Raw genomic sequence first — 6,236 nt, 5'->3', positions numbered from 1 at the left:
GCCCGGCCGCGGCCGCGTGGTCGCCCGCCAGGGACCGGGCACCGGCCAGCCCCTCCAGCGCGAGCGCGATCGCGCGCGGGTCGCCGACGGCGGGGGCGCCGGCGAGCCCCTCGGTGTGCAGGGCCAGCGCCCGGTCGGCGTCGCCGCGCTCCTCGGCGACGAAGCCGAGCTGGGCGTGCGCGAACGCCAGGCCCGCCGTCCCGCCGATGCCGCGCAGCCAGTCGAGCCGGGCGCGCAGGTGCCTCTCGGCGGCGTCGAGGTCGCCGCGGGCCCGCGCGACCAGCCCGAGCCCGACCTCGGCGAACTCCTCGGCCGACCGCGCCATGTGCCGCCGCGCCAGGTCCAGGGCGCGCTCGTGCAGGTCGCGGGCCTCGTCGAGGGCGCCGGTGAGGAGCGCGACGCGGCCGAGGCCGGCCAGCCGGAACGAGGCCTCCGGCCACATCCGCGACTCCTCGGCCAGCCGGAGCCCGTCGCGGAGCAGCCGGGCGGCCTCGGCGTAGTCACCGGTGATCTCGGCGCGCCGGACGAGCGCGTCGGACGCCTCCAGCCGCCCCCACGGGTCGCCGATCTCGGCGAACAGCGCGGCGCTCCGCACGGCGTCCCTCTCCATGGAGCCCAGATCGCCATGCCCGACGGCCAGCTTGGCCCGTGTCGCGAGCGCGGCGGCCGTGAACCAGCGGTCGTCCCGCTCCCGGAACACCGCCAGAGCGCGGTCGACGCGTCGCTCGTTCTCGGTCAGATCTCCGTACGCCCAATGGACGTGGCTCAGAAGCCACTCGGCCCTGGCCTTGGCGAACGGGTCGTCGTGTTCGGCCAGCGCGGCCTGTCGAAGCTCTTCCGAATCGGCGCCTTCGCCGACCAGCATGGTGAAGGCGGTCAGCCACGTCGCGGCCTCGGTTCTGGCCGGTGACGCCTGCCCGTCGGCGGACAGGGCCCCGGCGAACGCGCGGCGGGCCTCCCCGAAGCGGCCCCGCAGGTACCAGTACCAGGCGAGCGCGTTCACGAGCCGGAATCCCGTCCCGTCGCCCAGCGCGGCGCGCAGGTTCGCGGCCTCCTCGTCGAGCAGCTTCAGCCAGCACCCCTGCTCGGGCCCGCGCAGCCGCTGCGCGGCCTGTTCGGCCAGGCCGGTGTAGTGGAGGACGTGGCGGCGGCGGAGCTCGTCCTCCTCGCCCGCCTCCCGCAGGCGTTCCAGCGCGTAGGCGGCGACCGACTCCAGCAGCCGGTACCGGCCCTCCTCCGTCCGGACGACGAGGGAGCGGTCGACCAGCCGGGCGAGCACGTCGACGCCGGTGTCGCCGACCGCCTCCGCCGCGTCCAGCGTGCAGCCGCCCGCGTGGACGGCGAGGCGCCGCAGCGCGACCCGCTCGGGCCCGGTGAGCAGCTCCCAGCTCCAGTCGATCACCGCGCGGAGCGTCCGCTGCCGGGTCGGGCCGCCGCGCCGGCCGCCCGCCAGCACGCGGAAGCGGTCGTCCAGCCGCGCCGCCAGCTCCCGCGCTCCGAGCGCGCGGACGCGGGTCGCCGCCAGCTCCAGCGCGAGCGGCACCCCGTCCAGGCGCCGGCAGATCGCCGCGACCCACGGTGCCGTGCCGTCGTCGAGAGCGAAGCCGGGGGAGGCCGCGGCGGCCCGCGCGACGAACAGCCGGACCGCGCTCGACTCCCGCAGTGCGTCCGGCGCGGTCTCGTGACCGGGCAGGTCGAGCGGCGGGACGGCCTCCAGCCGTTCACCGGCGATCCCCAGGGGCTCCCGCGACGTCGCGAGGACGCGCAGCCCCGGCGCGTCGGCGAGCAGCCGCCCGGCCAGCTCGGCGACGGGTTCGAGCACGTGCTCGCAGTTGTCGAGGACGAGCAGCGCCCGCCGCCCCCGCAGCGCCTCCGCGAACGGGGCCCCGCCGGACTCCTCGCGCAGCCCCAGCGTGCGGGCGACCTGCCCGGCCACGTCGTCGGGCCCGGTCAGCTCGACCATCCACACCCCGTCGGGGTGGTCGGCGATCGACCGGGACGCGATCTCCACGGCCAGCCGGGTCTTGCCGACGCCGCCCGGCCCGGTGAGCGTCACCAGCCGGTGCCCGGCCAGCAGGGCCCGGCCCCGCTCGACCGCGTCCTCGCGGCCGATCAGCTCGTCGAGCGCGGCGGGCAGCCGGGGAGCCGCCCGCGGCGGCGGGGCGGGGCCCTCCGCGAGCATCGACCGGTGGAGCTCCGCGAGCTCGGGGCCCGGGTCGGCGCCGAGCTCCTCGGCGAGCCGCTCGCGCAGCGCGTGGTAGCCCGCGAACGCCTCGTCCTGCCGGCCGGCCAGGTGGAGGGCGCGCAGGTGGAGGGCGTGGAGCGGCTCGCGGAGCGGATGGCGGGCCGCCGGCGCGGCCAGCTCGGCCGCCACCGCCGCGTGCTCGCCGAGGTCCAGCCGGGCGCGCGCGTGCCGCTCCAGCGCGACGAGCCGCCCCTCCTCCAGCTCGATGATCGCGGCGCGGGCGAACTCGGCGTCGGCGAAGTCGGCGAACGCGGGGCCGCGCCAGAGCGCCAGCGCGTCGCCGAGCAGCCGCCTGCGGGCGAGGGGGTCGGCGGCCTCGCGGCCGAGCGCCGCCGCGAACCGCGCGGCGTCGACCGCCTCCGGGGCGGCGTCGAGCACGTAACCGGGCGGGCGGGCGGCGACGAGGCTCCGGCCGCCCGGCTCGCCCACCTCCAGCGCCTTCCGGAGCTGCGAGACCCGGGCCTGGAGCGTTCCGAGCGGGTTGCGGGGCGGCCGGTCGCCCCACAGCGCGTCGATCAGCCGGTCGACGGACACGGGCTCTCCGGGCCGGGTGAGCAGGACGGCGAGCAGCGTCCGGACCTTCGCCTCGGGCACGCGCACGGGCGCCTCGCCGTCCGTCCACACCGCGAGCGGCCCCAGCACCCCGAAACGCACGACGTCAGGGTAGTCGCCGCTACGGACAGACCCGCAGCACGTCCGTAGCGCCCAAGGCGAGGGTGGAGGAAACACACACCCAGGAGGACACGTGAAGTCTCCAGTGACCGTCATCGGTCTCGGACCCATGGGCGCGACGATGGCCAAGACGTTCCTTGCGAAGGGCCGCCCGACCACGGTCTGGAACCGGACGGCGTCCAAGGCGGCCCCTTTGGTGAAGGACGGCGCGACCCTCGCCCCCACCGCCGCCGACGCCCTCGCGGACGCCGAGCTGGTCGTCGTGAGCCAGACCGACTACAAGGCGATGTACGACTCGCTCAACGGCGCGGACCTCCAGGGACGCGTCATCGTCAACCTCAGCTCCGGCAGCCCCGGCGAACTGCGCCGTGCGAGCGAATGGGCGTCCGAGCGGGGCGGCGTCCTGGTCACCGGCGGCATCATGGTGCCTCCGCCAGGGATCGGCCAGCCGGGGGCGTACGTCTTCTACAGCGGTCCGGAGCAGGTACTGGACCGCCACCGCGAGGCCCTGGGCGAGCTGGGGGACGTCACCTTCGTCGGTGAGGACCCGGGCTTGTCGATGCTCTACTACCAGTCGCAGCTCTACCTCTTCTGGTCCACCCTGACCGCCTACATGCACGCCGTGGCCTTGCTGGGCTCCGCGGGAGCCTCCGCCCGGGAGTTCCGCCCGTTCGCCACGTCCCTGCTGCTCGACCTGGCCGGCGACGGGCCGATGGGCTTCGTGAAGCACCTCACGGGAGAGATCGAGGCCGGCGTCTACCCGGGCGAGGACAACACCCTGCGGATGCAGGCCGTCGGCGCCGACCACGTCGTGGAGGCCGCCCGCGAAGCCGGGATCGACGTCGCGGGCCCGACCGCCCTGCGGAACCTGTTCTGGCGTGCCGTCGACGCCGGTCACGGCGAGGACGGGCTGTCCAGCGTCATCGAGGCGGTTCGCTGCCCGTGACCAGCGGGAGGCGCAGGACGAACCGGGCGCCCCTGCGGGAGTCGGCGATGCGCAGGGAACCGCCGTAGATCTCGGCGATCTCGCGGGCGATGGGCAGCCCGAGACCGGTGCCCTGGGGGTCCCGGGCGCGCGACTCGCTGAGGCGGGCGAAGCGCTCGAAGACGCGTTCGCGGGCCTCCTCGGGAATCCCGGAGCCGTCGTCGAGGACCTCCACGACCGCGTCGCCGCCCTCGCGCGCCACGGTCACCTCGATGCGCGACTCGGCGTGCCGCTCGGCGTTGCCCAGCAGGTTGCCGAGCACCCGGCTCAGCCGCACCGGGTTGGCGCGCACGACCACGCCGGGCTCCAGCCGCGTCCTGATCGGCACGTCGCCGGCCCGCAGGCCGACCTCCCGGCGGACGAGGCCGGCGAGGTCGACCGGCTCCACGGGCTTCGGCGTGCGGGCGTCGAGCCGGGACAGCTCCAGCAGGTCGGCGACGATGTCGTTCAGGCGCCGCGTGTCGCGGAGCGCGGCGCGGACCGCCGGCTTCCAGTCGGCGTCGTCCGGCTCGCCGAGGGCGACCTCCAGCCGCGTCTGGAGGCCCGCGATCGGGTTGCGCAGGTCGTGGGAGGCGTCGGAGACGAAGCGGCGCTCCCGGTTCACCGCCTCCTCCAGCCGGTCCAGGGTGGCGTTGACCGTCTCGGCGAGGCTCTGGATCCCCCCGGCGGCCTGCGGGACGGGCACCCGGTGGTCCAGGCCCCGGGCGTCCAGGTCGGCCATCTCGGAGCGGATGATGTCGACCGGGACGAACGCCTGCCCGATCGTGTGCCACGTCCACCACGCGATCAGGCTGAGCAGGGCGACCAGCAGGCCGAAGAGGGCGACGGGCAGCAGCCACACGTTCAGCAGGCCGGGCAGCGGCGCCGCGGCGATGACCATGACGTCCGGGCCCCACGGGGACGTGCGGATGCGGAGGCCGAACGCCCACACGCACCCCCTGGGGAAACGGGGGCAGACCCGCTGGTCGATCAGCAGTTCGCCCCTCGCCAGGTCGGCGGTCGCGAGCGCGCGACGTCCGCGGATCGCGTCGCTGGCGGCCACGACCCTTCCCCCCGGGGTGACCACCTGCACCAACTGCGCCTCGTTCGGGCGGACGTCGATGACGCCGGGGTTCCGGCCCCTGGAGAGGTCGAACGCGATCCGTTCGGCGGTCCGCTCCGTCTGGCGGCCGACCCTGTTCTCCGCCCAGTCCCGCGCCAGCAGCAGCATCAGGACCAGCGCCAGCACCAGGATCAGCGCGGACACCGCGACGGTGATGAGCGTCGCGCGTCCCCGCACCGAGAAGAGCAGCGGCGTGCCCCAGAGTCGGGCTTGACGCCGCTTCCCCATCGTCACAGTGGATTCCCGGAACCGTCCACACCGTCACTCTAAGTGACGCGACGTGAGATGCTCGCACCGCGTGCGGCACCGGTAGAGGCGCCGTGAACAGGACAAGGGCCGCGATCCGTACTTCGAGGGTGACGGGCAGCTTTCCGGACGTGAGGGCGGCCGGGACGGGGAGGCGGTGCTGTGGTCGGGACGCGGGACCGTGTGGTGATCGGCGAGATCACGTTGCCGGGCGTGCGGCGGTCGGTCGGGTGCGCGCGGGGCTTCGTCCGGAACGCGGCGGCCGGTCATCCCGCCCTGGACGACATGGTGCTGGTGGTGAGCGAGACGGTCGCGAACGCGATCGCGCACACGGCGTCCGGGCTGGAGGGCGGGCTGGTGAGGGTCGCCGTCCTGGCCGGGCACGGCGCGTACAGGCTGGAGGTCGCCGACCAGGGCGCGGCCGGCGGGCGCCCCCACGTGAAAGGAGGGGACGCCGACGACGAGCAGGCGGGGGAGGGCGCCGAGTCGGGACGCGGGATGCGGATCGTCGAGGCGCTCGCGTCGCGGTGGGGATTCCGCGCGGACGGCGTCCGGACGGTGGTGTGGGCGGAGTTCCCGGCCGGGGAGGCCCTGCCCGCCCCGGGGGCGCCGCAGGCCCCGGCCGCCGCGGTGCAGCGGGGCCGGGGCCGGGGGACGCCGGTCAGCGGCCCCGGTTGAGCTGCCGGGTCGGCATCTGCCGGGCGTTGCGGCGGTTGTTCGCGAAATTCGCCGACCTGAAGTCGGAGTTCTTCCGCCTGCCCTTCTTTCGGGATTTGGCGAAGGGGCCGCTGTTCATTTCCTGGTTCATGGCACGCATGAAGGAATCACCTCCGGGCACGTCTGAATTCGGCCGTGAAAGGCCGCGAGAAGGTGTGGCAGGGCGCGCCGCGTCGCCGCAGGACACACGCGTGCCATGCGGAAGAGGGGCGCGATGGAGAGAGACGGGAGCGGGCCCACGGCAACGCCGGGGGCGGCTCAACCGGAGA

At 75.5% G+C, this 6,236-nt stretch carries 5 protein-coding genes; 2 read left to right on the top strand and 3 right to left on the bottom strand.

Annotated features, from left to right (window positions below):
* The coding region (locus tag ABD944_RS37645) for an AfsR/SARP family transcriptional regulator (RefSeq protein WP_345185522.1) at positions 1-2,899 on the bottom strand (2,899 nt) is incomplete at its 3' end.
* A 91-nt stretch (positions 2,900-2,990) separates the two neighbouring features.
* Between ABD944_RS37645 and ABD944_RS37640 the strand changes: the two genes are divergently transcribed.
* Positions 2,991-3,863, top strand: coding sequence for an NAD(P)-dependent oxidoreductase (locus ABD944_RS37640; RefSeq protein WP_345185520.1), 873 nt, complete (start codon positions 2,991-2,993; stop codon positions 3,861-3,863).
* Here ABD944_RS37640 and ABD944_RS37635 read toward each other — a convergent pair.
* A complete protein-coding gene (locus ABD944_RS37635; RefSeq protein WP_345185517.1) occupies positions 3,838-5,232 on the bottom strand; it encodes a sensor histidine kinase in 1,395 nt (464 codons plus the stop codon). The two genes, ABD944_RS37640 and ABD944_RS37635, sit on opposite strands and share 26 nt — an antisense overlap.
* Before the next feature lie 180 nt (positions 5,233-5,412).
* Here ABD944_RS37635 and ABD944_RS37630 point away from each other — a divergent pair, with 180 nt between their 5' ends.
* Entirely contained in the window at positions 5,413-5,928 is a 516-nt protein-coding gene (locus ABD944_RS37630; protein ID WP_345185513.1) for an ATP-binding protein, read from the top strand.
* On the opposite strand, the gene ABD944_RS37625 is transcribed toward ABD944_RS37630, so the two are convergent.
* On the bottom strand, positions 5,912-6,067 hold the full coding sequence (locus ABD944_RS37625; RefSeq protein ID WP_345185511.1) for a hypothetical protein: 156 nt from the start codon (positions 6,065-6,067) through the stop codon (positions 5,912-5,914). The two genes, ABD944_RS37630 and ABD944_RS37625, sit on opposite strands and share 17 nt — an antisense overlap.
* Positions 6,068-6,236: the final 169 nt, after the last annotated feature.

The organism is Actinomadura verrucosospora, assembly GCF_039540335.1.
GTDB lineage: Bacteria > Actinomycetota > Actinomycetes > Streptosporangiales > Streptosporangiaceae > Spirillospora > Spirillospora verrucosospora.
This window is presented reverse-complemented; position numbering and strand designations above follow the sequence as displayed.